Source organism: Ralstonia pickettii (genome assembly GCF_001699815.1).
Lineage (GTDB): Bacteria > Pseudomonadota > Gammaproteobacteria > Burkholderiales > Burkholderiaceae > Ralstonia > Ralstonia thomasii.
In genome coordinates, this window is record NZ_MCGB01000087.1 from 19427 (window position 1) to 42544 (window position 23118).

The window sequence follows — 23118 nt, forward strand, 5'->3', positions numbered from 1 at the left end:
CATATCCATATTGTTCAATTGGAAGAGTCGGCGACGCCCCCAGTCGCAAAGGATCACCGATGAGTTTTCTGCGCCTGAACCATGTCTCCAAGCAGTACGGCGACCTGCGGGTCGTTCAGGACTTCAACCTGAACGTGCATAAGGGCGAGTTCGTCTCGCTGCTGGGCCCATCGGGCTGCGGCAAGACGACGACGCTGCAGATGATTGCGGGCTTCGCGGAGGTGACGGAAGGCTCGATCGAGCTGGACGACAAGGACATCACCCGCGCCAAGGCCAACGCGCGCGGCCTGGGGATCGTGTTCCAGACCTACGCGCTGTTCCCGCACATGACGGTGCGCGAGAACGTGGAGTTCGGGCTGGAGATGCGCAAGTGCCCGGCAGCGGAACGCCGCGAGCGCGCCATGCAGACGCTGGCGCTCGTGCATCTGGACAAACATATCGATCGCTACCCGCGTGAGCTGTCGGGCGGCCAACGCCAGCGCGTGGCCCTGGCACGCGCGCTGGTCATCAAACCGCCGGTGCTGCTGCTGGACGAGCCGCTGTCGAACCTGGACGCCAAGCTGCGCGAAGAGATGCAGTTCGAGCTGCGTGAAATCCAGCGCAAGGTCGGCACGACCACCATCATGGTCACCCACGACCAGGCCGAAGCCATGTCGATCAGCGACCGCGTGGTCGTCATGGAGGCAGGCCGCATCACGCAGGTGGATACGCCGCTGGCGGTGTATGAGCATCCGAGCAATGCATTCATCTCCACCTTTGTCGGCAAGGCCAATCTGCTGCATGCAGCAGTGGTATCCGGCGCCAATGGCGAACTTCGCGCCTCGGTCGGGGCCGTGGAGCTGGCGCTGCCACCGGGCACGCCGGCGGGCAGCAAGGTCGTACTGGCGCTGCGCCCCGAAAAAATGACGTGCAACGCCGACGGCAACGGCCGCTGCGAAGGCCGCGTGACCGAACGCTTCTTCCTCGGCAACCAGTGGATGTACACCGTCGACACGCCGCTGGGCGCGATGCTGGTATCCGCCGTGAACGATGGCGACGCCCCGCGCGAAGTGGGCCAGACCGTGGGCGTGGATTGGCAAGACCGCTATGTGCGCGTGATCGGCACCGAGGGCAACGCAGCATGAGCCGCAGACCGATCTGGGTGCCGTGGAGCATGACCGGCCCGGCGCTGGCGCTCTTCGGCGTGATGTTGTTCGTGCCGCTGGCGCTGAGCGTGATGCTGTCGTTCAACGCGTTCGACGCCGACAAAGGCCCCATTGCGGGCACCTTCACGTTTGCGCACTACCTGCACGTGGTGCAAGACCCGTACTACTACGAAATCTTCTGGCGCACGCTGCGCGTGTCGGCGGTCGTGACGCTGATCTGCATCCTGATCGGCGCGCCCGAGGCCTACATCCTCAGCCGGATGCGCAAGCCCTGGCGCTCGATCTTTCTGCTCGTCATCCTGGCGCCGCTGCTGATCTCGGTCGTGGTGCGCGCATTCGGCTGGAGCATGCTGCTCGGGCCCGAAGGCTTGATCAACGCCGCGTTCAAGGCCGTTGGCATCGGCCCGGTCAAGCTGCTGTACAACGAGACGGCCGTGGTGATTGCGCTGGTGCACGTGATGTTGCCGTTCATGGTGATTCCTGTGTGGACGTCACTGCAAAAGCTCGACCCGTGGGTGGAAAACGCCGCGCTGTCGTTGTCCGCCTCGCATTTCACGACGTTGCGCCGCGTGGTGCTGCCGCAGGTCATGCCGGGCATCCTGTCGGGCAGCCTCATCGTGTTCGGCCTTGCGGCCAGCTCATTCGCCATTCCGGGGCTGCTTGGCGGGCGCCGCGTGAAGATGGTCGCCACGCTCATCTACGACGAATACCTGAACGAACTGAACTGGCCGCTGGGCGCTGCCATTGCGCTGATCCTGCTGGCGGCCAACCTCGTCATCATGCTCGGCTGGAACCGCATGATCGAAGGCCGCTACAAGAAGACGTTGGGCTGAAGGAGCGCACATGCAAAAGAACGGACCGCTCGCGCTCATCTTCAACGCGCTCGTCATCACCTTCATGCTGGCACCGCTGGTGATCGTGTGCATCGTCGCCTTCACGCCCGAAGAAACGCTCACGCTGCCCACCAGCCATTTCTCGCTGCGCTGGTTCGACCAGGTGCTGCATCACCCCGACTTCGTGCAGTCGTTCTGGAACAGCCTCTGGCTGGGCCTGGCGGCGGCCACGCTGTCGACCGCACTGGCGGTGCCGGCGGCCATGGCCATCGTCCGCTTCCGCGCCCCGGGCCTGCAGTATCTGCAAGGCGTGTTTCTGTCGCCGCTGATCATTCCGCACCTGGTGCTGGGCGTGGCGCTGCTGCGCATGTTCTCGCTGGTGGGCGGGCAAGGCAGCTTCGGCTGGCTGATCTTCGCGCACGCGCTGATCGTCACGCCGTACACGATGCGGCTGGTGATGGCGGCGCTGGTGGGCTTTGACCACTCGGTCGAGCACGCCGCCTATTCGCTGGGTGCGAGCAGCTTCACGGTGTTCCGCCGCATGACGCTGCCGATGATCCTGCCGGGCATCACGGGCGGTTGGCTGCTGGCCTTCATCAACAGCTTTGATGAACTGACGATGTCGATCTTCGTGGTGTCGCCCGCCACCGTCACGCTGCCGGTGCGCATGTACATGTACGCCACGGAATCGCTTGACCCGATGATGGCCGCCGTCTCGGCGCTGATCGTCTTCCTCACGCTCGCGCTGATGCTGCTGCTGGACAAGGTCTATGGCCTCGACCGAATTCTGATCGGCAAGCATTGAGACAGGGACCACGATGAATGCTCCTGCAAACCGCTCTGCCCGCGCGCAGCTCCAGCGCCTCAAAGAGCGCAATCGCCCCACAGTGGCCTTCGTGCTAGACGGGCAGCCCGCTGAAGCCCTTGCCGGGGACACCGTCCTGACGGCCGTGCTTACGCAAATACGCCAGTTGCGCATCAATGAATTCAGCCAGCAGCCGCGCGCGGGTTTCTGCCTGATGGGCGCATGCCAGGACTGCTGGGTGCGCCTGGCCGATGGCAAATCGCTGCGTGCCTGCCAGACCATGATCGAACCCGGCATGCACATCTGCACGCAGCCGGCCGGCAACCAGGGGGCCGCGTGATGACGCAACCCGCCCCCACGCTGCAGCGGCAGTCGCAAGAGGATCTGCCGCCCGTCGTCATCGGTGCCGGGCCGGCAGGTGTGCGTGCGGCGCAGACGCTGCTGGCGCACGGGCTCAAACCCATCGTGCTGGACGAAGCTCCGCGCGCCGGCGGCCAGATTTATCGCCGCCAGCCAGATGGCTTCGCCCGGAGTGCCGCAGATCTGTACGGCACCGAAGCCGAACGTGCGCAGGCAATACACGCCACCTTCGACCGCCTCCAATCCCAGATCGATTACCACCCGCAGACCCTGGTCTGGAATGCCCAGCCCGATCTGCTCGACCTGCTGCATGTGCCGACGCGCGCGGTCAGTAGCCTGCCGTGGCGCGATGTGATTGTCGCGACCGGCGCCACCGACCGCGTGCTGCCCGTCCCGGGTTGGACGCTGCCCGGCGTCTATACGCTGGGCGGTGCGCAAGTCGCGCTCAAATACCAGGGCTGTGCGATTGGCGATGCCGTGGTGTTTGCCGGCACCGGCCCGCTGCTGTATCTGGTGGCCTGCCAGTACGCGAAGGCCGGCGCGAATGTCGTGGCGGTGCTCGACACCGCACCGGCCTCCGCGCGCTACAAGGCGGCACCGGCCATGCTGGGCCAGCCCGCCGTCATGGCCAAGGGGTTGGCGCTGGTCGCCTGGCTCAAGCTGCACGGCATTCCCATGCACCACGGCGTGCGACTGCTGTGCGCCGAAGGCAATGCGGCGATCGAACAACTCGTGTGGCAAGACAGCGCCGGCCGCGAGCAGCGCACCGCATGCTCCGCGGTGGGCATGGGTTACGCGCTGCGGCCCGAAACGCAACTCGCCGATCTGCTGGGCTGCGCGTTCGAGTTTTCGGCGCTGCACCGCTGCCATGTACCGCGCATTGATGCGATGCGGCGCAGCTCCGTCGCGGGCGTCTATCTGGCAGGCGATGGCGCGGGCATCATGGGCGCCGACGCAGCCGAGTACTCCGGCGAATTGGCCGCGCTCGCCCTGTTGCAGGATCGGCAAATCACCGTCGACGCCGATCGCTTGGCCGCGCTGCGCCAGCGCCTGCAGAAGATCGAGCGGTTCCGCCACGCGCTGGAAGTCGCCTTCCCGTTTCCCGATGACTGGGCCGCGCACGCCGGCGACGACCTGGTGGTGTGCCGCTGCGAAAACGTCACCGCCGGCACCCTTCGCCAGACGGCCGCCGAATGCGGCGTGCATGAACTGAATCGGCTGAAGGCACTGTGCCGGGTCGGCATGGGCCGCTGCCAGGGCCGGATGTGCGGCGCAGCGGCAGCCGAAATCCTGGCGCAAGCGCAGTCCGTTCCGCTGGCACAGGTGGGCCGGTTGCGCGGGCAGGCACCGATCAAGCCGCTGCCGCTGGATGTGACCGAGGTGATCGAACCGGAGGACCACCATGCGTGAGCAGCTTGCATGCGACGTGGCCATCATCGGCGGCGGCATCATGGGCAGCGCCACGGCGCTGTTCCTGCGGCGGCGCGGGCTGACCGTCACCTTGCTCGAACGCGACCTGTGCGGCTCACGCTCCAGCGGCGTCAATTTTGGCGGTGTGCGGCGCCAGGGCCGCTCCATCGAGCAGCTGCCGCTGGCCCAGCGTTCGCACCAGATCTGGGGGCGCCTGACCGAGCTGATCGGTACCGAGGCCGAGTACGAGCGCAGCGGGCACTTCAAGATCGCGCGCAGCGTGGCCGACATGGAATCGCTGGCCAGCTATGCAGCGCGCAGCGAGGGTTTTGGCCTGGGGCTGCAGCTCATCGAAGGCCGGGCTGCGCTGCAGAAAGTTTTTCCGATGGGCGGCGAGCAGATCGTCGGCGGCTCGCTGTGCCCGGAAGATGGACAAGCCAATCCGCGCCTGCTGTCGCCCGCGTTCGCTCGCGCCGCGCAGGCTGCCGGCGCCGATGTGCGCGAGCACGCGCCGGTGCAATCGGTCGAGCACGATGGTGCGCGCTTCGTCGTCCATGCTCGTCAACATGACCGCGATCTGGAGGTCAAAGCCTCCGCGCTGGTCAACTGCGCCGGAGCCTGGGCAGCCCAGTTTGCCGCGCAATGGGGCGAGCCCGTGCCCATGTTCACCATCCCGCCCACGATGGGCGTGACCGAACCGCTGCCGTTCTTCCTGCCCTGGAGCCTGGGCGTGGAAGGCGGCGGCATCTACTGCCGCCAGGTGCGGCGCGGCAATGTGGTGTTCGGCGGCGGGCGCGGCTACGTGCTGGACGACCAGCGAGCACGCTCGTCGCACGTGGCGATCCTGCGCCAGCTGCCGCAGTTGGCTGCCCTGCTGCCGCAACTCACGGGCGCCCACATCATCCGCACCTGGAGCGGCACGGAAGGCAATCTGCCCGACGACCAGCCCGTGATTGGCCCCAGTGCCCGCCGCCCTGGCCTGTTCCACGCCTTCGGCTTTGCCGGCGCCGGCTTCCAACTCGGCCCCGGCGTGGGCGATGTCATGGCCGAGCTGATTGCCGAAGGCCGCACCACCACGCCGATCGAGCCCTTTTCCATCCAACGCTTTCTGCCACCCGCAGCTTGATGCACTTGATGCCCCAGGAGACCACCATGCTTGTGAAACACGCGAAAACATCGTTCACGTCCATCATTGCTGCGGCTGCCGGAACCGCGCTGCTCGCCGCCGGCGCCGCCCATGCGGAAACCAAGACGCTGTACATCGGCATGAACGGCGGCAACATGGAACGCACATACACGCAGTTCGTGTTCCCGCCGTTCGAGAAGGCCAACAACGTCAAGGTCGTCGTCGTGCCGGGCACCTCGACCGACATCCTCGCCAAGGCGCAGGCGACCAAAGGCAAGGCTCAGATGCACGTGATGACGCTGGACGACGGTGTCATGTTCCGCGCCATCGGCATGGGGGCTGTGCGAAAAGCTCAAGCCCACGGCCAACCTGTCGGCCGTGCCCGCCATTGCGCACCTCAAGGGGGACTACGCGGTGGGCCTGTCGATGGGGCTGACCGGCCTCGCCTACAGCACCAAGATCTTCGCCGACAAGGGCTGGACGCCGCCCACCTCGTGGGGCGATCTGGCTGACCCGAAATACAAGGGCAAGGTGGTCGTGCAATCCATGCCGGCTTCGTCGTTCGGGCTGGACGCTTTCCTGATGTTCAACCGGCTGAAGGGCGGCACCGAAAAGAACGTCGACCCGGCTTTCAAGGCATGGCCCACGACCATCGGCCCGAACGTGGTCGAGTACATCCCCAACTCGTCGAAGGTGGTGGAGATGATGCAGGCGGGTGATGCGGCGCTGTTCCCCTACACGCTCACGCAGGTGGAGCTGATGAAATCGAAGGGCATCCCCATGGAATTTGTCGCACCCAAGGAAGGCGCTGTCGTTCTGCTGACGGCGCAGTGCGTGCTGGCCAACAACCCGGATGCCGAGCTGGCGCAGAAGCTCGCGGACTACCTGATCAGCCCCGAGGCGCAGGCACTCGCCATGGAAAACGGCTCCTACAATCCAGTTAACCCCAAGGCCCCGCTCAAGGGCAAGGCGGCGGAAGAGCAGAACAAGATGAACACCATCCTGAAGACGGCCGTTGCGCTGGACTGGGACGTGATCAACGCCGAGCGCCCGGAATGGAGCAAGCGCTGGAACCGCATCGTCGAGCGTTGAGCGTCAGCACCGCCGCACCGCAACAGTTTTTCGATTGAACACGAGAGAACAGCAAGGATTCGCGCCATGTCAGATTCCCGAACACGATTGCAGACCGTACTGAAGGCCCTCGGCCTGAACCTGAAGGCCTATGAAGGCACGGACTGGACGAGCCGCGCCCCGCGCGATGGCACGGTATTGGCGACCGTGAAATCGCATACCGCCAGCCAGGCCGAGGCGGCCATCCAGAGTGCGCATCAGGCGTATCTGGCGTGGCGTACCGTGCCGGCGCCCGTACGCGGTGAACTGGTGCGCCGCCTGGGCGAGGTACTGCGCACGCACAAGGCGGCGCTGGGCGAACTGGTATCGCTGGAAGCGGGCAAGATCACCTCCGAGGGCCTGGGCGAAGTGCAGGAGATGATCGACATCTGCGACTTCGCCGTCGGTCTGTCGCGGCAACTGCATGGCCTGACCATCGCCAGCGAGCGCCCTGGGCACCGGATGATGGAAACGTGGCATCCGATGGGCGTGGTGGGCATCATCTCGGCGTTCAATTTTCCGGTGGCGGTGTGGTCGTGGAACGCCGCGCTCGCCCTGGTGTGCGGCAACGCCATCGTGTGGAAGCCGTCGGAGAAAACGCCGCTCACCGCCATTGCATGCCAGCACCTGATGCAACAGGTGGTCGACGCGTTCAATGCCGAGAAGCCCGGGGCCATTCCTGCCGGACTGAGCCAACTGCTGATCGGCGGGCGCGACGTGGGCGAAGCGCTGGTGGCCAGCCACCTCGTGCCGGTGGTCAGCGCCACGGGCTCGACGCGCATGGGCCGCCAGGTGGGCGTGAAGGTGGCGGAGCGCTTCGGCCGCTCGATCCTGGAGCTGGGCGGCAACAACGCGATGATCGTCACCCCTTCGGCGGATCTGGAACTGGCCGCGCGCGCCATCACCTTTGCCGCCGTCGGCACGGCAGGCCAACGCTGCACCTCGCTGCGGCGTTTGATCGTGCACCGCTCGGTGGCCGATACGCTGCTGGCTCGCCTGGAAAAGATCTACCAGAGCATCGCCATTGGCGACCCGCTGGCTGACGGCACGCTGGTCGGCCCGTTGATCGACCAGGCTGCCTTCGACGGCATGCAACAGGCACTCGCGCAGGCTCGCGCTGAAGGCGGCGAAGTGCTGGGCGGCGAGCGCGTGCGCGAAGACCTCGGCGCCGACGCCTGGTACGTGCGTCCTGCGCTGGTCAAGATGCCGAAGCCGACCAAGGTGATGGAAAGCGAGACCTTCGCACCGATCCTCTATGTCGTGACGTACGACGGCGACACCGAACAGGCCATCGCGATCCAGAACGGCGTGCCGCAGGGCCTGTCGTCTGCCATCTTCACGGCAAGCCTGAGCGATGCCGAGCGCTTCATGTCGTCGGCCGGCAGCGACTGCGGCATCGCCAACGTCAACATCGGCACGTCGGGCGCCGAGATCGGCGGCGCATTCGGCGGCGAGAAGGAAACCGGCGGCGGCCGCGAATCCGGCTCGGACGCGTGGAAGGGCTACATGCGCCGCGCCACCAACACCGTCAACTACAGCGGCGCGCTGCCGCTGGCGCAGGGCGTTCGATTCGACGTTTGATCAGCGCCTGATCGATGGGATATTCGGGCGGCGGCGCCAGATGCACCGCCGCCCTGATGGTCAACGCGCGCTCAACGCGCCGCGCCGCCTACATCGGTGATCGCGCTGTAGACCAGCGTGCGCAATTGCCGGCGCACAGGGTAGGCGGACGAAGGTAGCACCTGTGTCAGGAACAGGCCGATCAGATCCTCCTGCGGATCCACCCAGAAGAAGGTGCCGGCCGCGCCGCCCCAGAAGAAATCGCCCGTGCTGCCGGGAATCAACGTGGCGGCCTGCGAGATCGTGGTCGCGAAGCCCAGTCCGAACCCGACGCCGTCATACGCGGCCTCGCTGAACATCGAAGGCGACGACAGGCTAGACATGTCGCGCCCGCCCGGCAGATGGTTGGCAGTCATCAGCGCCAGCGTTTTCGGCGCCAGCAGGCGAACCCCATCCAGCTCGCCGCCCTGCAGCAGCATGCGCGAAAAACGCAGGTAGTCCGCCGCCGTGGAAACCAGACCACCGCCGCCTGAGATGAAGCTGGGCGGCTTCAGGTAGGGGCTGGTGCGCGGATCGTCCTGCAAGACCGGTCCACGTTCAGACACCGCCTTCGAGCCCAGCGCGCCCACGGCATAGCACGCGCAGAAGCGCGATGCTTTCTCCTCCGGCACATGGAAGGCGGTATCGACCATGCCCAGCGGATCGAAAATCCGTTCCTTCAGGAAGGTCTCGAACGGCATGCCGCTGATCTTGCCGACGAGGTAGCCGAGCACGTCGGTGGAAACGGAGTAGTTCCAAGCCTCACCGGGCGAGAACTCCAGCGGCACGCCGGCCAGCTTTTCGATCATCTCGTCGAGCGTGCCATCGGTCGCGATATCGCCCAGCTTCAGCCGGCGGTACGCGGCGTCGACATTCGTGTTCTGGTGGAAGCCATAGGTCAGGCCCGAGGTGTGCCGCAGCAGGTCGACCATGCGCATGGCACGTTTGACCGGCCGCGACTGGAAGCCTTCCATGAAGCCGCCGGCGTGCACGCCCAGGTTCGCCCATGCGGGGATGAATTTGCTGACCGGATCGTCCAGCGCGACCTTGCATTCTTCCACCAGCATCATGAACGCCACCGACGTGATCGGCTTCGTCATGGAGTAGATGCGGAAGATCGAATCTTCGGCCAGCGGCACCTGACGCTCGCGGTCGGCCAGGCCCAGCACGGAGTTCAACGCAAGCTCGCCGCGCCGCCACACCTGGGTGAGCGCACCGGGCAGCTTGCCGGTCGCAATGTAGGCGTCATCGATAAAGCGCTCGACCCGTTCGAGCCGATCGCGGGACATCCCCTGCGTTTGCGTGCCTTGCCTGTCCATGCTTTCTCCTTGCATTGATCCCGACTCCGATCCAGCCTGCGCCGATTCTGACGCGCGCAGCCCGCCCAGCGACACTGTACAGCGCCGAATCATTGGCCGCGAGAGCGCCCTGCCAGCGCCTATGCTTCAATGCAGTTCGACCGCAACCCCGTCCCAACATGAAGCGCTTCGACGACCTGTACCTCTTCACGCGCGTGGTGGAAGCCGGTGGCTTTTCCGCTGCCGAGCGCGCCACGGGCATTCCCAAGTCACGCCTGAGCCGTCGCATTGCCGAATTGGAGGTGCAGCTCGGCACGCGGCTGCTGCAGCGCTCAAGCCATCGCGTATCGGTCACGCCGGTGGGCGAGGCGATATATCGGCATGCGCGCGACATGGCCGATGCGTCGGCAGCCATTGAAGCGCTGGCCGGCGCGGCACGCAGTGAACCGGCTGGCGTCCTGCGCGTCGGCACGTCGACGCTACTGGCAGAAACGCTGGTGGCCGGCTGGCTGGCCGAATTTGCCGATGCACATCCGAAGCTGCGCATCGAACTGGACTTGTCGAACACGTACGTCGACCTGATCGAGCAGCGCATTGACGTGGCGATCCGCGCGGCCACGGGGCCACTGCCCTCGCGCGACGTGGTAGCGCGGCATCTCGCGGTCTCGCCGCGCGTGCTGGTGGCAAGTCCCGCGTTGCTTGCCCGCGTGGGTGAACCCGACACGCCGGCCGCGCTGGAAGACTTTTCCTGCCTGGGGCAAGGCTCGCTCACCCGCAGCCGCGATTGGGTACTGCACGATGCGCGCGGGCACCGGCGGTCGCTGCCGATTCGCCCGCGCTTTGCCAGCGACAACATCATCGCCCTGCGCGAAGCTGCCATCGCAGGGCTCGGGCTGGCCATCCTGCCGCAGCATTGCTGTCATGCCGCGCTCGGCAGCGGCAGCCTGCGTACGGTGCTGCGGGGTTGGACACCCGAGCCGGCCGACCTGCACGCACTCTATCCATCGCGTGCAGGCGTACCGCCGTCGGTGAAGGCGCTGGTGGCGTTCCTGCGCGAGCGCTTTGCCGCGGAAGCCACCATGCAACCGTTGACCTGAACCGCGCGTTACTTCACCACGCGGCCAAGAAAGTCGAGCATGCGCGCACCAATTTCCGCATGGTGCGTCTCCAGCGCAAAGTGGCCGCTATCGACAAAGTGGACCTCCGCATCGGGCAGGTCGCGCTTGAAGGCCTCCGCGCCGGGCGGAATGAAAATGGTGTCATTGCGACCCCATACCGCGAGCAGCGGCGGACGATGCGCGCGGAAGTACGCATGCAGCGCCGGATACAGCGCCACGTTGCTCGCGTAATCCAGGAACAGATCCATCTGGATGTCGAGCTGGCCCGGACGGCTCAGGAAATATTGATCGAGCAGATAGCCATCCGGCGCGACGCGCGTCGGGTCGGGCACACCATCCAGGTATTGCCACTGCGTCATCTCGTCTGAAACGATCGGATGCAGCTCACGGCGATGCGCTTCGTCCGGGTTGTCCCAATACGCCTTGACTGGCGCCCACGGACCTTCGCCCAGCCCTTCCTCATAGCCGTTGCCGTTTTGCGTGACGATGGCGCTGATGCGCTCCGGGTGCGCCATCGCCAGGCGCCAGCCGACCGGCGCGCCGTAGTCGAACACATAGATGGCGTAGCGCGACAGGCCGACCGCCTGCGTAAAGCCGTCCACCACATGCGCGAGGTTGTCGAACGTGTAGCGGAAATCGCTCGGCACCTGCGTCAGGCCAAAGCCGGGAAAGTCCGGCGCCACCACGTGATAGCGCCCGGCTAACTGCGGAATCAGGTTGCGGAACATATGCGATGCGCTCGGAAAGCCATGCAGCAACAGCACGGTCGGGGCATCGCTTGGGCCGGCCTCCCGATGGAACACGCGCACACCTTCGACATCCACCGTGCGATGACGCACAGCGGTGGGGGCATACGCATCGACAGCCAGATCAGCGGTTCGGGCAGGGGCGTTCATGGCAAGGCTCCGGATGGGTTTCGAGAAAGAGCAACGAAACCATCGTAACCATGTAAATACTATTTTTCAAGTTACATAAAATTTTCACATCGCTCGCATGACGATTTGAGATGCGAAACAAAACGGGCACGCCGTCTGGCGTGCCCGCGCGGGAAACAATGCAGCAGGAAAACTCAGGTGAGCCGCTCGAGCGCCTGGGCGGCAATGCGCCGCGTGATGGCTTCGGCCGAGTCTTCCGTGGCCAGCCGGCCCGCTTGGCCGGACCACAGGTTGATGAAATCGCCTGAGCCGGTCGGCTCCGTCTTGGCGCGCAGCGGCGCCAACGCGCCGCCGGCTGTCGGGAAGGCCGGCGCAAACGTGCTCATCGGGCCAATCTCACGCATCAGCCGGTTGACGATGCCGCGCGCCGGTCGGCCGGTAAACAGGTTGGTGAGCGCGGTGTCGGCGTCTGTAGCCTGCTTGAGCGCCGCGCGATGAATGGCCGATGTCTTGGCCTCCGGCGACAGCATGTAGGCCGTGCCGATCTGCACCGCCGATGCCCCCAGCGCCAACGCCGCCACCACACCGCGCGCATCGCCGATGCCGCCGGCCGCAATGACCGGCACCTTCACCGCATCGGCCACCTGCGGCACCAGCGCGAACGTGCCGACCTGCGATTCGATCGTCTTGGCGAGGAACATGCCGCGATGGCCGCCTGCCTCGTTGCCCATGGCGATGATGGCGTCTACGCCGCGCGCTTCCAGCCAGCGCGCCTCTTCCACCGTGGTGGCGGCGGAGATGATCTTCGCCCCCGTGGCCTTCACGCGGGCCTGCAACTCCGGCGCGGGCAACCCGAAGTGAAAGCTCACCACCTCCGGCCTCAGTTCCTCAACCAGCGCGCACGTTGTCTCGTCAAACGGCGCGCGGTTTGCGGCCGGCGCTTGCGCATTCAGGTCGATACCGAACTCGGCGTAGTACGGCGCCAGATGGGCTCGCCATCTGGCATCGCGCTCGGGATCCGGCTGCGGCGGCGTGTGGCAGAAGAAGTTCAGGTTGACGGGGCCACGCACGGCCGCCCGAAACTGCCCGACCTGCTGCCGGATCTGTTCGACGCTGAGCATCGCACACGGCAACGAACCAAGCCCGCCGCCACGCGCCACGGCAATCGCCAGCTCCACGCCCGCCACCCCCGCCATCGGCCCCAATACGATGGGCACTTCGATATTGAACAACGCCAGCACGCGTGCATCGGGCCATGCGCTCATGATCATCTCCGGCAAGTTACTTGGATCAGACATGGTAATGCGGCGGCTTTTCACCGGATTGATCCGTTGAAACACGCGTGCAACGCGTAACTGTCATAGCCTATTAAATTGGTTACAATTCAACCAACTGTCTTTTTGAAAATCGCCATGCCCGCACTCGCAGCTGCCACCGATGCTCCCCTGCTGATCGCCGACGATCCGGTGCTGGACATGCTCAATACCGTGGCCAACGTCAACGGCCAGCCCCACGATTTCTGGCAGAGCGACGTCGATGTCTCCGATTGGCTGGTGCGCGCCGGCTGGCTCGCGGAGCCTGTGGCAGGCCGTTATCCGCCTGGCGTGCTGCTGGCCGTGGCGCGGCACCTGCGCGAAGTGATTCGCACCTTGGTGGAGGCACGCAAGTCGGGCCGTGCGGCCAGCGCCGATGCGCTGAATGTGTTCCTGCGGCAGGCGCCAAGCCATCCCGTGCTGGTGTGGGAAAACGGCACCCCGCGCGTCGAACGCCTGCGCCCCAACGATTCGGTCGAGCAATGTCTGGCGCCGCTGGCCGAAGCCGCTGCGCATCTGCTCGCCGAGGGCGATTTCCAGCTCGTGCGCGTGTGCGAACACCCCGAATGCACGCTGTGGTTTTACGACCGCACCAAGTCGCACAAGCGCCGCTGGTGCAGCATGGCCGTCTGCGGCAACCGGCATAAGGTGGCCGAATACCGCAAACGCCAGCAGGGCTGATCGCGGCCCCGGTCGTTCCAATGCTGGAACGCCGCGTCGCGGCCGAACGGGCTGCGCACAAGCCCGCTCGTTCGTAACCTGTTCTCCGGAAACATCGCACCCATTCAGGAGAACAGCATGTCCGCAACTCAAACCACCCAGTCCACGCCCCAACGCCTGGCAGGCCGCACCGCCATCGTTACCGGAGGCTCGCGCGGCATCGGCGCCGCCGTGGCGCATCGACTGGTCGCCGACGGCGCCCGCGTGGCCGTGGTCTATCGCAGCAACGCCGCAGAAGCCGACGCCGTGGTCAACAGCATCCGCAGCACCGGCGGCCAAGCCATTGCCGTGCAGGCCGACGTGAGCGATGCCACTTCCGTCGACGCGATGGTGAGCACCGTGCGCGAGGCCTTCGGCGCCATCGACATCCTCGTCAACAATGCCGGCATTCTGGAAAACCAGCCGGTCGGCAGCATCGATCTCGCATCGTTCGACGCGCAGTTCCGCACCAATGCCTTCTCGACGATTCTCGTCACGCAAGCGGTGCTGCCGCATGTGCCGGCGCGCGGCGGGCATATCGTGAACGTGTCTTCCAGCCTGGTGTACCGGCCCCGCGCAGGGCTGGCGGTGTACGCGGCAAGCAAGGCCGCCGTCAGCGCCCTCACCCACGCGTTTGCCGTAGAACTGGGCCCGCGCAACATCACCGTCAACGCCGTGGCACCGGCGCTTACACGCACTGACATGACCGCCCCGATTCCCGATGAAGTCAAAGCGCGCATGCGCGAATCGACACCGATGGGACGCCTGGCCGAACCGGACGATATCGCCGACGCCATCGCCTTCCTGGCCTCGGACGACGGCCGCTGGATTACCGGCCGCACCTTGATGACCGACGGCGGCTTCATCTGAGAAGTACCCACCCAGAACACGCGCCGCGCCGCCAACTCCTGCACGCAGAGGGTGTGGCCGTACCCTGCCCTAGATGGCGCCTTGGATTTTTGTCACGGGGAGGCAAAAGAGGGGAGACTGTCTGAGCGCAGCGAGTTTGCCTCCCCTCCCTCCCGTGACACAAATCCAAGGGGAAGTCGCCATCTCGGGCGCGCCTTTCATTGCCTACCTTTCTTTGGCAAGACAAAGAAAGTAGGTCGTCCCCTGCAGGGGACGAAACCCAACACAAACCAGCACTAACAAGCCGCGCCCGAAGACAAACACGAGCGCAGCGCCCAACAATTTACTCGGCCGACCGCTTCACAAGCCGATAAAGAAACTCCCGCCCGTCATACAACCGTGCAATCTCGATACGCTCATCCAGACCATGCGTGCGCAGGTCAGCCGGCTCGGTAAACAACCCCGACACGCCATACATCGGAATGCCCGCATTGCGCATGAACCGGCTGTCGGTCGCGCCCGTGCTCATCGCCGGAATCACCGGCACATTCCACATCTGCTGCGTCAGCGCTTCCACCGTCTTCATCAAGTCGCCGTTGAGCGGCGACGCGGGACTCGCCAGCGGCTTGTTGACGTAACGCACGCTGATCTTCTCGTTGCTGATCACCTGCTTCAGCTGACGATCGATATCCGCCAGATCATCGTGCGGCAGGATGCGGCAATTGACGGTCGCCTTGGCCGATTGCGGCAGCGCGTTCTCGGCGTGGCCGGCGTTGACCATGGTCGCCACGCACGTCGTGCGCAACTGTGCGTTGTAGAACGGAATGGCCGAGAGCCGATCGATCGCGGCCTGGTCCGGCTTGCCGGTGCCCACCGAACGCATATCGTCCGCCAGTTGCCCCGTGGCCAGAGGCGCGCTGCGGGCAAAGTAAGTCTGCGTGACGTCGACCAGCTTGACGGGAAACTGATACGCCCCCAGCCGATCCAGCGCGGCTGACAACGCATAGATCGGGTTTGTCTTCGTGGGCACCGCGCTGTGGCCGCCCACGTCACGCACTTCCAGCTCGTACGTCGAGTACATCTTCTCGGCCACCTGAATGCGGTGGAGCACCGGCTTGCCGTTGCGCAACTCGCCACCGCCGCCTTCGTTGATGCCGAACTCGGCCTTCACCAGCTCGGGCTTGTTGCTGACGATCTTTAACTCCATTCCGAGGGTTTCCCCGAAGAACAAAGCCTCGTGCCACTCTTGGCTCACGCCTGCATGCGCACCATCAACGCGTTATCGAGCAAGACACCGCGCACCGTCACTGCCTGGCGTGCGATCACTTCAAACCCATTGCAGGCAAAGAAGGGCTCGGCGCTCAAGCTCACGTGCGCTTGCACACGCGGCATGTCGCGCTGCGCTGCCAACCCGAAGATGTGGCTCATGAGTTGTTGCCCGATGCCTTGTCGCGCATGGTCGCCGGATACGAAGAAGTGATCGATCTATCCATTCGCCTGCAAATCGGCATAAGCGACGGGCTGCGCGTCGAGTTCCGCCACGAACGGCTGGATGCGGCGGATGCGCTCATGCCACTGGGCGACGTCGTAGTCGGTAGGTGCCCAGGCTTCGCATTGCTCGGGGGCGTACCGGCGAGCGGCGATGCCGTGCACAGCGCAATGGAAGACGGCGTGCAAGAGCGGCTCGTCGCCAGGTCTGAAGGCGCGGATGACAACGGGCGAGTGCTGAAGCGGTGCGTTCATGATCATTGCCCCGCATGCGGCAGATCCATCGACGCCAGCACATCCTTGATGTGCTGCGCTGCCTGCTGGGCATTCTGTGCGGCGGGCACGGGCGGCTGTTGATCGGTCGACAAGTTGCGCACGTGGTCATCAATGCTGATACCGGTACCCAGCGGCGCCAGCATCGCCGCCGATTCGTGCATTGCCCATTGGAAGTCGTTGAGCGGTGCGTTGCGTGCCGCCTGCAAACCGGCCGGGTTCGCTGCCATGGTACGGGCGACGACGGGCTCGCGGTTGTCGTCGGGCACGCTCAGCTCCAACACGTGGCCAAGGTCGGGCGCGCTGGCATCGCGCGCGGTAAGCGGCGTCTGGATGTTGTAGCGCACGCGCAGCGTCTTGATGATGGCGGTGTGATCGTACGGCTGCGCCACGGTCGAGCGGAAGATCGTGCCCTTGGCAATCCACGGCGACACCACTACCGCCGGCACGCGCACGCCCAGCCGGTCGAACGCGAAGAGTTGCCCCGGTTGCGGCGGGCTGGGCGGCACCACGGCAGGCGGCGGCACGTGGTCGAAGCAGCCACCGTGCTCGTCAAAGGTGATGACGAGCAGGGTCTGATGCCACTGCGGCGAACTGCGCAGCGCGTTGTACACCTGCGCGACCAGCGCATCGCCGTAGCCGACATCGTGCGGCGGATGCATATCGTTGGGCCAGTCGAGATCCGCAAAGTAACGTGGCTCGATAAAGCTGTACGAGGGCAGCTTTCCGCTGGACGCATCGTCGAGAAAATCGTCGAACAGGTGAAAGTGATCCAGGTGCAGCCATAGCCGCGTCAGCGTGAGCGACTGCGCGAAGTCGTGGTAATAGACAGCCCAATCGTCGGGCACCACGCCGTCAAGCGCATTGAACAGCGTCGGCATCAAGTACGGAAAGTGCACCGGCGAGTTGTTCGGATAACCGTGCGCGGTGCCGGTGTGCACAAAGAACCGGTTGGGCCACGTCTGGCACGGCGCCGAGGCAAACCACGCATCGCACACGGCGTAGTTGCGCGCCAGCGTGCTCAGTGCTGGCACTTGGTCCGCCGTGAAGAAATGCATGATGTCGCGCGGGTCGCCACCGTTCTTGGCGTAGTTGGTGGTGAAACCCTGCATGGTGGGCGTCTGCCCCAGCGGCATCTGCTGGCCGAAGAGCTGCTGGTTGATGTCGGTGAAGAGTTCGCCCGGGTCGGGGTTGGGCAGCGTCATCACGTTGGGCGGTGCGGGCGTCGTCCACACGCGGATGGCCTGGCCGCCGCCATCCGGGTTGGTCTCTTCGCCCGACAGCCCGTCGAACTCCGCGCTCTTTGAATACAGCGTGCCGAACAGGTTGTCGAACGACCGGTTCTCCAACATCAGCACGACCACGTGCTCGATTGCATTCAAGCCTGCCATGGTGGCCCCCTCGTTTCGTTGCGTTGTTCTGCGGGGCACTATAGGAAGAAACGAGGGGATTGGCGTTGCGCGCGTCTACTGACGTACCGCCGGCAGCACTCGCCATGCAATCAGCGCGCTGCCGGCCGCCACCAGCCACACCACCGGCCACGACGACCACGCCAACACCTGCGGCAGGCACAGCGACGTCAGCCCGAGTGCCGCAAACGCGCCCGTGTTGCCGAGCCCCAGCGCCGTGCCGGCGCGCTGCGCACCGGCCAGCGTGGCCAATTCGGTATAGCCCACGCCATGCCACGCTGATACGCAGATGCCGCCCGCCACCACGGCCGCCACCAGCGCAACGCGCATGACCGACAGATCGATCGACAGCGCCGACGTCATCCACGCCACGCCGGCCAGCCCAACGAACAGCGCAACGCTCAACCGCGCACACGCGAGCAGATAGGCGCGGCGATTGCCGTGGCGGTCGGTCCAGCGCCCGCTCCATACGCGCATGACGGCCGCCCCGCCCTGCACCGCTGCCATGGTCAGGCTGAGTGTGAGCACATTGGCGTGTGCGAAGTCGCGCAGGAACACCGTGGCAAAAGCAACCACCGCGCCTTGCGGCACGCACAGCAGCCCAATGGCCAGGGCCATGCGCAACAGCGTTGGATCGCGCAGCGGGCCAGTGCCCCCGGGCGGGGCTGCTTGCGCAACCGCATTCACCGTGTCCGGCGCGTCATGCACCCACAGCCACGTCAGTACCGCAGTCAACGCACATGCCGCCGCCAGCACGCCATAGACGGCGGCAAACCCGGCGTGCGCGGCGATAGTCGGCAGCACGAGCGCGCCAATGCCGCCGCCCAGCGGTACGGCGGTCTGGCGGATGCTCATGGCCAGCCCGCGCTCGCCTTCGCGAAACCAGCCCATGACGGCGCGGCCGCTCGATCCGTTCACGCTGCCGCCCAGCAGGCCGACGCTGAGCATGCCGCCCACCAGCCACGCAAGCGGCGGCACGTTGCCATGCAGCGGCACCACGCAACATGCCATCACGAACAGTGCCATCGCGGTCAGCCCAAGCCCCGTCAGCAGCACCGTGCGATCGCCCCAGCGGTCGGTCAGCAAACCCCAGGGCAACTCGCTGATGGCGATGCCGAGCCCCAGCGCGCCCAACGCCACGCCCAGCTCCGCATTGCCTAGGTGATACGCCGAGCGGATGAACACGGCAGTCGTCGGGATGCCCGAAAACGCGGCCGAAAAACTTGCATTGGCCGCCACACCCACGCCCAGCACCTTCCAGCGGTGATGGCGCGACATGGGCGTCGACGTGGCCGGCAAGCCCATCGCGGTTGTCATGATCGTCTCTCCAGAAATGCGTTTGACAGCAGCAGTCTGGCGGAGCAACATCAGGCCTAAATGACTTTAATCCCTCATTTCAAGACATCATGCGCAGAATTGGCTTTTTGGTGTTTCCGGGCTGCAGCCTGCTCGATTTCACCGGCCCGCTGACAGCCTTTGACGTGGCGAACCGGCTCGCGGCCCAGCCGGAGTACCGGATCGACGTGCTGTCCGAAGGCGGCGCGCAGGTGCAGAGCGCGCCCGGCCTCGTCATGCAGACGCAGGGCCTGGACGATCCGGCCTTCGATACGTTGGTCATCTCGGGCGGCAACGGCCCGCGCGAAGATGCGTTCTCGCCGCGGCTGATCGCCTTCGTGCGGGAAGCGGCAGACCACTCGCGGCGCATGACGAGCGTGTGTTCCGGCGCGTTTGCGCTGGCGGCGGCAGGCCTGCTCGATGGCCGCCGCGCCACCACACATTGGCGCATGGCAGCGCTGCTGCAGCGGCGCTATCCGCGCGTGCAGGTGCAGAGCGACCACATCTTCACCCACGACGGGCCGGTGTGGACGTCGGCCGGCATCTCGTCGGGCATCGACCTGGCGCTGGCGCTCATCGAAGAAGACCTGGGCGTCGACTTGTCACGCGCCGTGGCCCGCGAGCTGGTGGTCTATCACCGGCGCCCCGGCGGGCAGTCGCAATTCTCCACCTTGCTGGAGCTGGACCCGGCATCGAGCCGCATCGCGCGCGCGCTGGGCTATGCGCGCGAGCACCTTCACGAAGCCCTGGACGTCGACCGGCTGGCCGAAGTTGCCCATCTGAGCCGCCGCCAGTTCGACCGCGCCTTTGTGGCCGAAACCGGCCAGACGCCCGCCAAGGCCATCGAAAAGCTCCGTGCCGAAATCGCGCGGCCGCGCGTGGAAGCGGGTGACGAATCGCTGGAACAAGTCGCGCGCGCCGTGGGCTTTGCCGACCCCGAACGCATGCGGCGGGCGTTCATCCGCGTGTTCGGCCAGCCGCCGCAATCGGTGCGGCGCTCGGGGCGGTCAGGACGACCGGGGCACACACGCCTGGTGGCCTAGCGCGCCGCGCCATGCATCCGCTACCCTGGCGCGCCTGAAATCCGTAGCCTCGCATTCGCACCGATGTCCGACAATCCAGTCTTGCCCCTGCTCTACAGCTATCGCCGATGCCCCTACGCCATGCGTGCGCGCCTGGCTATGCTGCAAGCCAATCGACGCTTCCAGACGTTCGAGATCGTCATGCGCGACAAGCCTGCCGAACTGCTGGCGCTGTCTCCCAAAGGCACCGTTCCCGTCTTGCGTTTGACCGATGGCAGCGTGCTGGAAGAAAGCCTCGACATCATGCGCTGGGCCTTCGAAGCACGCGACCCGGAAGGCTGGTGGAGCCGCGCGCAATCCGACGACAACCTCGCCCTGCTGCGCACCAACGACGGCGAATTCAAACGCCAGCTCGATCGCTACAAGTACCCCGATCGCTATCCGCAAGAGGCAACGCCGCGCGAGACGGCGCGTGCCCGGGCAACAGAAACGCTGCTGATGCCGCTGGAATCGCGCTTGCTAGATCAACGCTATCTTGGCGGCCCAACGCCGTGCGCGACGGATCTGGCGATCTTTCCGTTCGTGCGGCAGTTTGCGGCGGTGGAGCCGGACTGGTTTGCCCGCCAGCCGCTGCCCGCAGTACAGGCCTGGCTGGCCGGGTGGCTCACCAGCCACCTGTTCGAGGTCTGCATGACGAAGCAACCCGTGCAGGCCATTGCCGTGTTTCCCGAGTATCAGCATCTGGATTGATCCAGTGACCGACTGACCGACTGATCCACCGATGGAGGCGTGTAAGCAATGGACGAACCACAGACAGCATCCCCCGACAGCACCGCAGCACGCGTCGCGTTGTGGCGCGCCTTGCACATGCACAGCGATGCACCGCCGCACGTGCTGGAAGACGCAGTAGGCTTGAAGCTGCTCGCCCCGGAGCCCGGCTGGCAACGACGCGGCGACATGGACCCGCAGTTCACGCGTCCGTTTCGCGCGTCCATTGTGGCGCGCGCACGTTTTATCGAAGACCTCGTCATCGAACAAGCGGGCCGTGGCTTGAGCCAGTACGTGATTCTCGGGGCGGGGCTGGACAGCTTTGCGCAACGCCGACCCGATGTGGCATCGCGCATGACGGTGTTTGAAGTCGATCAGCCCGGCCCGCAGGCCTGGAAGCGCCAGCGTCTGCAAGCGCTGGGCTTCGGCATTCCGCGTTGGCTGCGCTTCGTGCCGGTGGATTTCGAGGCGCGCGAATCCTGGCAGGATGCGCTGGGCGCAGCCGGGTTTGATACGCGCAGGCCGGCCATCGTGGTCTCCACGGGTGTGAGCATGTATCTGTCGAAGGAAGCCAATGCGGCGACGCTGCGGCAGGTGGCGTCGATGGCGCCGGGATCGATGCTGGCGATGACATTCCTGCTGCCGCTGGAGATGGCGGACCCGGACGTCCGCCCCGGCCTTGAGATGGCGGAGAAAGGTGCACGCGCGAGCGGCACACCATTCATCAGCTTCTTCACGCCGCCAGAGATGCTCGCGCTGGCCCGCGAAAACGGCTTTCGCGATGCCCAGCACATTTCGGCTGACACATTGACGGAACGCTATTTCTCCGGCCGGACCGATGGCCTGCGCCCGCCGCGCAACGCAGAAGAATTGCTGCTGGCGACGGTTTAGCCGCGCACGCGCCTACCGCTCGCGCAGCGGCCCGGGCAGCGCTTTCAGGCCGATCCACAGCACCCCGATGACTACGTTGACTGGCACGCTCAACGCGCTGGGCACATAGAACAGCACCGACAGCCCCGGCGTGTTGAGCCCCAGCTCCAGTACGCCGCCCAGCGTGTAGCAGAGCAATCCGCACCACAGCCAGCGTCGCATATAGGCCAGCAGCCAGTGCGCGTGCGCCTGGTTGAAACGCCAAGCGGCCGACCGTTCGAACAGGTTGCCGCGGCTGGCATCCTTGAACAGCCAGCCGAAGAAGAAGTAGCGGTACAGCAGCGTGCGAAAGGCGAGCTCTTGCATGATGGCTCCCTCGGCCAAACGAGCTTCAGGCAAGCAAGTTTGGCTCCAAAATCGCGCGGGCGCCATGCCCTGCAGCGCCGGGTTGAGCATGGCGCACCCGGCTGCGCTGCCTCGCCTCTCAGCTTGCCAGCTTCTTGAACGTCTCAAGCACCGCGTCGCCCTTGAACGGCTTGACGATCCAGCCCTTCACGCCGGCGGCCTTGCCACGGTCTTTCATGGCAGGGCTGCTTTCGGTGGTGAGCATGATGACGTTGACCGTCTTGTTGCCCAGCTCGCCGCGCACCTTCTCAACCATGGTCAAACCGTCCATGTTGGGCATGTTCACGTCACTGATGACGAGCTTGACGCCGGGGTTGGCCTTGATCTTGGCCAGGCCGTCCTTGCCGTCCACGGCGGTATCCACCGCCAGACCGTGCTTCTTCAGAAAGCCGGCCACCTCATCACGGACGGTGCTCGAATCGTCGACAACCAGAATCTTGCTCATGACGCTTTCCTCGTTCTCAAACTTCCAAATCAAAACAATTCCAGCTCGCCACCGGATTCCACTTCGTCGCTCACATCGGCCACGAAATCCAGGGGAGCATGGGCACACACGCACACGGTGGCGTCCACGCGCACCGTGTCGTTGATGGTGACCGCGTAGGTGGCCACGTAGCCTGGCTTGAGCACATCCAGATACGGCAGGCAGCGCGCGCTCACCACATAGGGCGTGGACATGCCAAGGTCGGGAAACACCTGCAGCAGTTCCTGGTTCAGTGCGCCGCAGCACAGGTTGCCGATTTCCAGACGCGCTTCTTCAAAAGAACGCCCGGCGCCTTCGCCCGTGAAGTACGTGCGCGTGGCGTCGGATTCATCAAATCGCAGCACCAACAGAAGACGGAAGGCGATGGACGAGATGGTGAGGATCAGCGCCTCTTCGCCGTTGATGGAGTCGCCTTCGGCTGCGGTGCCGATCTGGCACATGTCTTCGGCCTGCCGCACAAGCCGCGTACGCGCGGCCTTGCGGAAGATGCGATCGAAACTCTCTTGTGCGTTGCTGCGGATCAC

Annotated in this window: 23 protein-coding genes and 2 pseudogenes; 14 read left to right on the forward strand and 11 right to left on the reverse strand. The window is 65.4% G+C overall.

Features of this window, described 5'->3' with window-relative positions; genetic code table 11:
- Positions 1–59: 59 nt before the first annotated feature.
- The 8 genes and pseudogenes from BEK68_RS18335 (at position 60) to amaB (ending at position 8370) form a co-directional block, all read left to right on the forward strand.
- A complete protein-coding gene (locus BEK68_RS18335; RefSeq protein ID WP_024542126.1) occupies positions 60–1124 on the forward strand; it encodes an ABC transporter ATP-binding protein in 1065 nt (354 codons plus the stop codon).
- Positions 1121–1978 (forward strand): ABC transporter permease, encoded by an 858-nt coding sequence (locus BEK68_RS18340; RefSeq protein ID WP_024542127.1) that lies wholly within the window; start codon positions 1121–1123, stop codon positions 1976–1978. The genes BEK68_RS18335 and BEK68_RS18340 overlap by 4 nt, the downstream gene beginning before the upstream one ends.
- Before the next feature lie 10 nt (positions 1979–1988).
- Complete coding sequence (locus BEK68_RS18345) at positions 1989–2783, forward strand: ABC transporter permease (RefSeq protein WP_024542128.1); 795 nt, start codon at positions 1989–1991, stop codon at positions 2781–2783.
- Positions 2784–2796: 13 nt separating this feature from the next.
- Positions 2797–3123 carry a (2Fe-2S)-binding protein gene (locus BEK68_RS18350; RefSeq protein ID WP_024542129.1) on the forward strand — a complete coding sequence of 109 codons (327 nt, stop codon included), beginning with the start codon at positions 2797–2799 and terminating at the stop codon, positions 3121–3123.
- Positions 3123–4553, forward strand: a complete 1431-nt coding sequence (locus BEK68_RS18355; RefSeq protein WP_024542130.1) for an NAD(P)/FAD-dependent oxidoreductase — start codon at positions 3123–3125, stop codon at positions 4551–4553. Before BEK68_RS18350 ends, BEK68_RS18355 begins: the two co-directional genes overlap by 1 nt.
- Entirely contained in the window at positions 4546–5679 is a 1134-nt protein-coding gene (locus tag BEK68_RS18360) for an NAD(P)/FAD-dependent oxidoreductase (protein ID WP_024542131.1), read from the forward strand. The genes BEK68_RS18355 and BEK68_RS18360 overlap by 8 nt, the downstream gene beginning before the upstream one ends.
- A 26-nt stretch (positions 5680–5705) precedes the next feature.
- Positions 5706–6771 (forward strand): annotated as a pseudogene (locus tag BEK68_RS18365) (ABC transporter substrate-binding protein).
- Between the two features lie 66 nt (positions 6772–6837).
- A complete protein-coding gene (amaB, locus tag BEK68_RS18370) occupies positions 6838–8370 on the forward strand; it encodes an L-piperidine-6-carboxylate dehydrogenase (RefSeq protein WP_027693108.1) in 1533 nt (510 codons plus the stop codon).
- Positions 8371–8441: 71 nt separating this feature from the next.
- Here amaB and BEK68_RS18375 read toward each other — a convergent pair whose 3' ends face one another.
- Complete coding sequence (locus BEK68_RS18375; protein ID WP_024542134.1) at positions 8442–9707, reverse strand: serine hydrolase domain-containing protein; 1266 nt, start codon at positions 9705–9707, stop codon at positions 8442–8444.
- A gap of 158 nt (positions 9708–9865) precedes the next feature.
- On the opposite strand from BEK68_RS18375, the gene BEK68_RS18380 reads away from it, so the two are divergent.
- Positions 9866–10783 carry a LysR family transcriptional regulator gene (locus tag BEK68_RS18380; RefSeq protein ID WP_024542135.1) on the forward strand — a complete coding sequence of 306 codons (918 nt, stop codon included), beginning with the start codon at positions 9866–9868 and terminating at the stop codon, positions 10781–10783.
- Between the two features lie 8 nt (positions 10784–10791).
- Here the strand turns inward: BEK68_RS18380 and BEK68_RS18385 are convergent, their stop codons facing one another.
- Together BEK68_RS18385 and BEK68_RS18390 are read right to left on the reverse strand one after the other, a co-directional pair.
- Positions 10792–11700: an alpha/beta fold hydrolase gene (locus BEK68_RS18385; RefSeq protein WP_024542136.1), complete on the reverse strand. Its 909-nt coding sequence runs from the start codon at positions 11698–11700 to the stop codon at positions 10792–10794.
- Between the two features lie 173 nt (positions 11701–11873).
- Positions 11874–12944, reverse strand: a complete 1071-nt coding sequence (locus tag BEK68_RS18390) for an NAD(P)H-dependent flavin oxidoreductase (RefSeq protein WP_024542137.1) — start codon at positions 12942–12944, stop codon at positions 11874–11876.
- Between the two features lie 147 nt (positions 12945–13091).
- Between BEK68_RS18390 and BEK68_RS18395 the strand changes: the two genes are divergently transcribed.
- Both BEK68_RS18395 and BEK68_RS18400 read left to right on the forward strand, forming a co-directional pair.
- Positions 13092–13673: a CGNR zinc finger domain-containing protein gene (locus BEK68_RS18395; protein ID WP_024542138.1), complete on the forward strand. Its 582-nt coding sequence runs from the start codon at positions 13092–13094 to the stop codon at positions 13671–13673.
- 117 nt (positions 13674–13790) lie between these two features.
- The gene (locus tag BEK68_RS18400; protein WP_024542139.1) at positions 13791–14561 is read left to right on the forward strand and encodes an SDR family NAD(P)-dependent oxidoreductase; all 771 of its coding nucleotides are present in this window, start codon (positions 13791–13793) and stop codon (positions 14559–14561) included.
- Between the two features lie 322 nt (positions 14562–14883).
- Here BEK68_RS18400 and BEK68_RS18405 read toward each other — a convergent pair.
- From BEK68_RS18405 to BEK68_RS18420, 5 genes and pseudogenes are all read right to left on the reverse strand, one after another.
- Positions 14884–15735 (reverse strand): annotated as a pseudogene (locus BEK68_RS18405) (M20/M25/M40 family metallo-hydrolase); the annotation flags it as partial.
- Between the two features lie 56 nt (positions 15736–15791).
- On the reverse strand, positions 15792–15968 hold the full coding sequence (locus BEK68_RS26485; RefSeq protein ID WP_310735948.1) for a hypothetical protein: 177 nt from the start codon (positions 15966–15968) through the stop codon (positions 15792–15794).
- Positions 15969–16025: 57 nt separating this feature from the next.
- Complete coding sequence (locus BEK68_RS26490) at positions 16026–16283, reverse strand: hypothetical protein (RefSeq protein WP_156506995.1); 258 nt, start codon at positions 16281–16283, stop codon at positions 16026–16028.
- A gap of 2 nt (positions 16284–16285) precedes the next feature.
- Positions 16286–17692 (reverse strand): alkaline phosphatase family protein, encoded by a 1407-nt coding sequence (locus tag BEK68_RS18415; RefSeq protein WP_024542141.1) that lies wholly within the window; start codon positions 17690–17692, stop codon positions 16286–16288.
- A 75-nt stretch (positions 17693–17767) separates the two neighbouring features.
- Complete coding sequence (locus BEK68_RS18420) at positions 17768–19027, reverse strand: MFS transporter (protein WP_065851846.1); 1260 nt, start codon at positions 19025–19027, stop codon at positions 17768–17770.
- Between the two features lie 89 nt (positions 19028–19116).
- Between BEK68_RS18420 and BEK68_RS18425 the strand changes: the two genes are divergently transcribed.
- The 3 genes from BEK68_RS18425 to BEK68_RS18435 all read left to right on the forward strand — a co-directional run bounded on the left by BEK68_RS18425 (position 19117) and on the right by BEK68_RS18435 (position 21726).
- The gene (locus tag BEK68_RS18425; protein ID WP_024542143.1) at positions 19117–20088 is read left to right on the forward strand and encodes a GlxA family transcriptional regulator; all 972 of its coding nucleotides are present in this window, start codon (positions 19117–19119) and stop codon (positions 20086–20088) included.
- Positions 20089–20151: 63 nt separating this feature from the next.
- Positions 20152–20817, forward strand: a complete 666-nt coding sequence (locus BEK68_RS18430; RefSeq protein ID WP_027693107.1) for a glutathione S-transferase — start codon at positions 20152–20154, stop codon at positions 20815–20817.
- A 48-nt stretch (positions 20818–20865) separates the two neighbouring features.
- The gene (locus BEK68_RS18435) at positions 20866–21726 is read left to right on the forward strand and encodes a class I SAM-dependent methyltransferase (RefSeq protein WP_004631348.1); all 861 of its coding nucleotides are present in this window, start codon (positions 20866–20868) and stop codon (positions 21724–21726) included.
- A gap of 12 nt (positions 21727–21738) precedes the next feature.
- On the opposite strand, the gene BEK68_RS18440 is transcribed toward BEK68_RS18435, so the two are convergent.
- From BEK68_RS18440 to BEK68_RS18450, 3 genes are all read right to left on the reverse strand, one after another.
- Positions 21739–22071: a hypothetical protein gene (locus tag BEK68_RS18440; RefSeq protein ID WP_004631347.1), complete on the reverse strand. Its 333-nt coding sequence runs from the start codon at positions 22069–22071 to the stop codon at positions 21739–21741.
- Positions 22072–22189: 118 nt separating this feature from the next.
- Entirely contained in the window at positions 22190–22555 is a 366-nt protein-coding gene (locus tag BEK68_RS18445) for a response regulator (protein ID WP_004631346.1), read from the reverse strand.
- A gap of 29 nt (positions 22556–22584) precedes the next feature.
- Positions 22585–23118: a hypothetical protein gene (locus tag BEK68_RS18450; RefSeq protein ID WP_024542145.1), complete on the reverse strand. Its 534-nt coding sequence runs from the start codon at positions 23116–23118 to the stop codon at positions 22585–22587.

What these genes read in the sequence shown, in the direction of transcription:
- BEK68_RS18335 (WP_024542126.1), top strand. Translation starts at nt 60, where the DNA reads ATGAGTTTTCTGCGCCTGAACCATGTCTCCAAGCAGTACGGCGACCTG.
- BEK68_RS18340 (WP_024542127.1), top strand. Translation starts at nt 1,121, where the DNA reads ATGAGCCGCAGACCGATCTGGGTGCCGTGGAGCATGACCGGCCCGGCG.
- BEK68_RS18345 (WP_024542128.1), top strand. Translation starts at nt 1,989, where the DNA reads ATGCAAAAGAACGGACCGCTCGCGCTCATCTTCAACGCGCTCGTCATC.
- BEK68_RS18350 (WP_024542129.1), top strand. Translation starts at nt 2,797, where the DNA reads ATGAATGCTCCTGCAAACCGCTCTGCCCGCGCGCAGCTCCAGCGCCTC.
- BEK68_RS18355 (WP_024542130.1), top strand. Translation starts at nt 3,123, where the DNA reads ATGACGCAACCCGCCCCCACGCTGCAGCGGCAGTCGCAAGAGGATCTG.
- BEK68_RS18360 (WP_024542131.1), top strand. Translation starts at nt 4,546, where the DNA reads ATGCGTGAGCAGCTTGCATGCGACGTGGCCATCATCGGCGGCGGCATC.
- amaB (WP_027693108.1), top strand. Translation starts at nt 6,838, where the DNA reads ATGTCAGATTCCCGAACACGATTGCAGACCGTACTGAAGGCCCTCGGC.
- BEK68_RS18375 (WP_024542134.1), bottom strand. Translation starts at nt 9,707, where the DNA reads ATGGACAGGCAAGGCACGCAAACGCAGGGGATGTCCCGCGATCGGCTC.
- BEK68_RS18380 (WP_024542135.1), top strand. Translation starts at nt 9,866, where the DNA reads ATGAAGCGCTTCGACGACCTGTACCTCTTCACGCGCGTGGTGGAAGCC.
- BEK68_RS18385 (WP_024542136.1), bottom strand. Translation starts at nt 11,700, where the DNA reads ATGAACGCCCCTGCCCGAACCGCTGATCTGGCTGTCGATGCGTATGCC.
- BEK68_RS18390 (WP_024542137.1), bottom strand. Translation starts at nt 12,944, where the DNA reads ATGAGCGCATGGCCCGATGCACGCGTGCTGGCGTTGTTCAATATCGAA.
- BEK68_RS18395 (WP_024542138.1), top strand. Translation starts at nt 13,092, where the DNA reads ATGCCCGCACTCGCAGCTGCCACCGATGCTCCCCTGCTGATCGCCGAC.
- BEK68_RS18400 (WP_024542139.1), top strand. Translation starts at nt 13,791, where the DNA reads ATGTCCGCAACTCAAACCACCCAGTCCACGCCCCAACGCCTGGCAGGC.
- BEK68_RS26485 (WP_310735948.1), bottom strand. Translation starts at nt 15,968, where the DNA reads ATGAGCCACATCTTCGGGTTGGCAGCGCAGCGCGACATGCCGCGTGTG.
- BEK68_RS26490 (WP_156506995.1), bottom strand. Translation starts at nt 16,283, where the DNA reads ATGAACGCACCGCTTCAGCACTCGCCCGTTGTCATCCGCGCCTTCAGA.
- BEK68_RS18415 (WP_024542141.1), bottom strand. Translation starts at nt 17,692, where the DNA reads ATGGCAGGCTTGAATGCAATCGAGCACGTGGTCGTGCTGATGTTGGAG.
- BEK68_RS18420 (WP_065851846.1), bottom strand. Translation starts at nt 19,027, where the DNA reads ATGACAACCGCGATGGGCTTGCCGGCCACGTCGACGCCCATGTCGCGC.
- BEK68_RS18425 (WP_024542143.1), top strand. Translation starts at nt 19,117, where the DNA reads ATGCGCAGAATTGGCTTTTTGGTGTTTCCGGGCTGCAGCCTGCTCGAT.
- BEK68_RS18430 (WP_027693107.1), top strand. Translation starts at nt 20,152, where the DNA reads ATGTCCGACAATCCAGTCTTGCCCCTGCTCTACAGCTATCGCCGATGC.
- BEK68_RS18435 (WP_004631348.1), top strand. Translation starts at nt 20,866, where the DNA reads ATGGACGAACCACAGACAGCATCCCCCGACAGCACCGCAGCACGCGTC.
- BEK68_RS18440 (WP_004631347.1), bottom strand. Translation starts at nt 22,071, where the DNA reads ATGCAAGAGCTCGCCTTTCGCACGCTGCTGTACCGCTACTTCTTCTTC.
- BEK68_RS18445 (WP_004631346.1), bottom strand. Translation starts at nt 22,555, where the DNA reads ATGAGCAAGATTCTGGTTGTCGACGATTCGAGCACCGTCCGTGATGAG.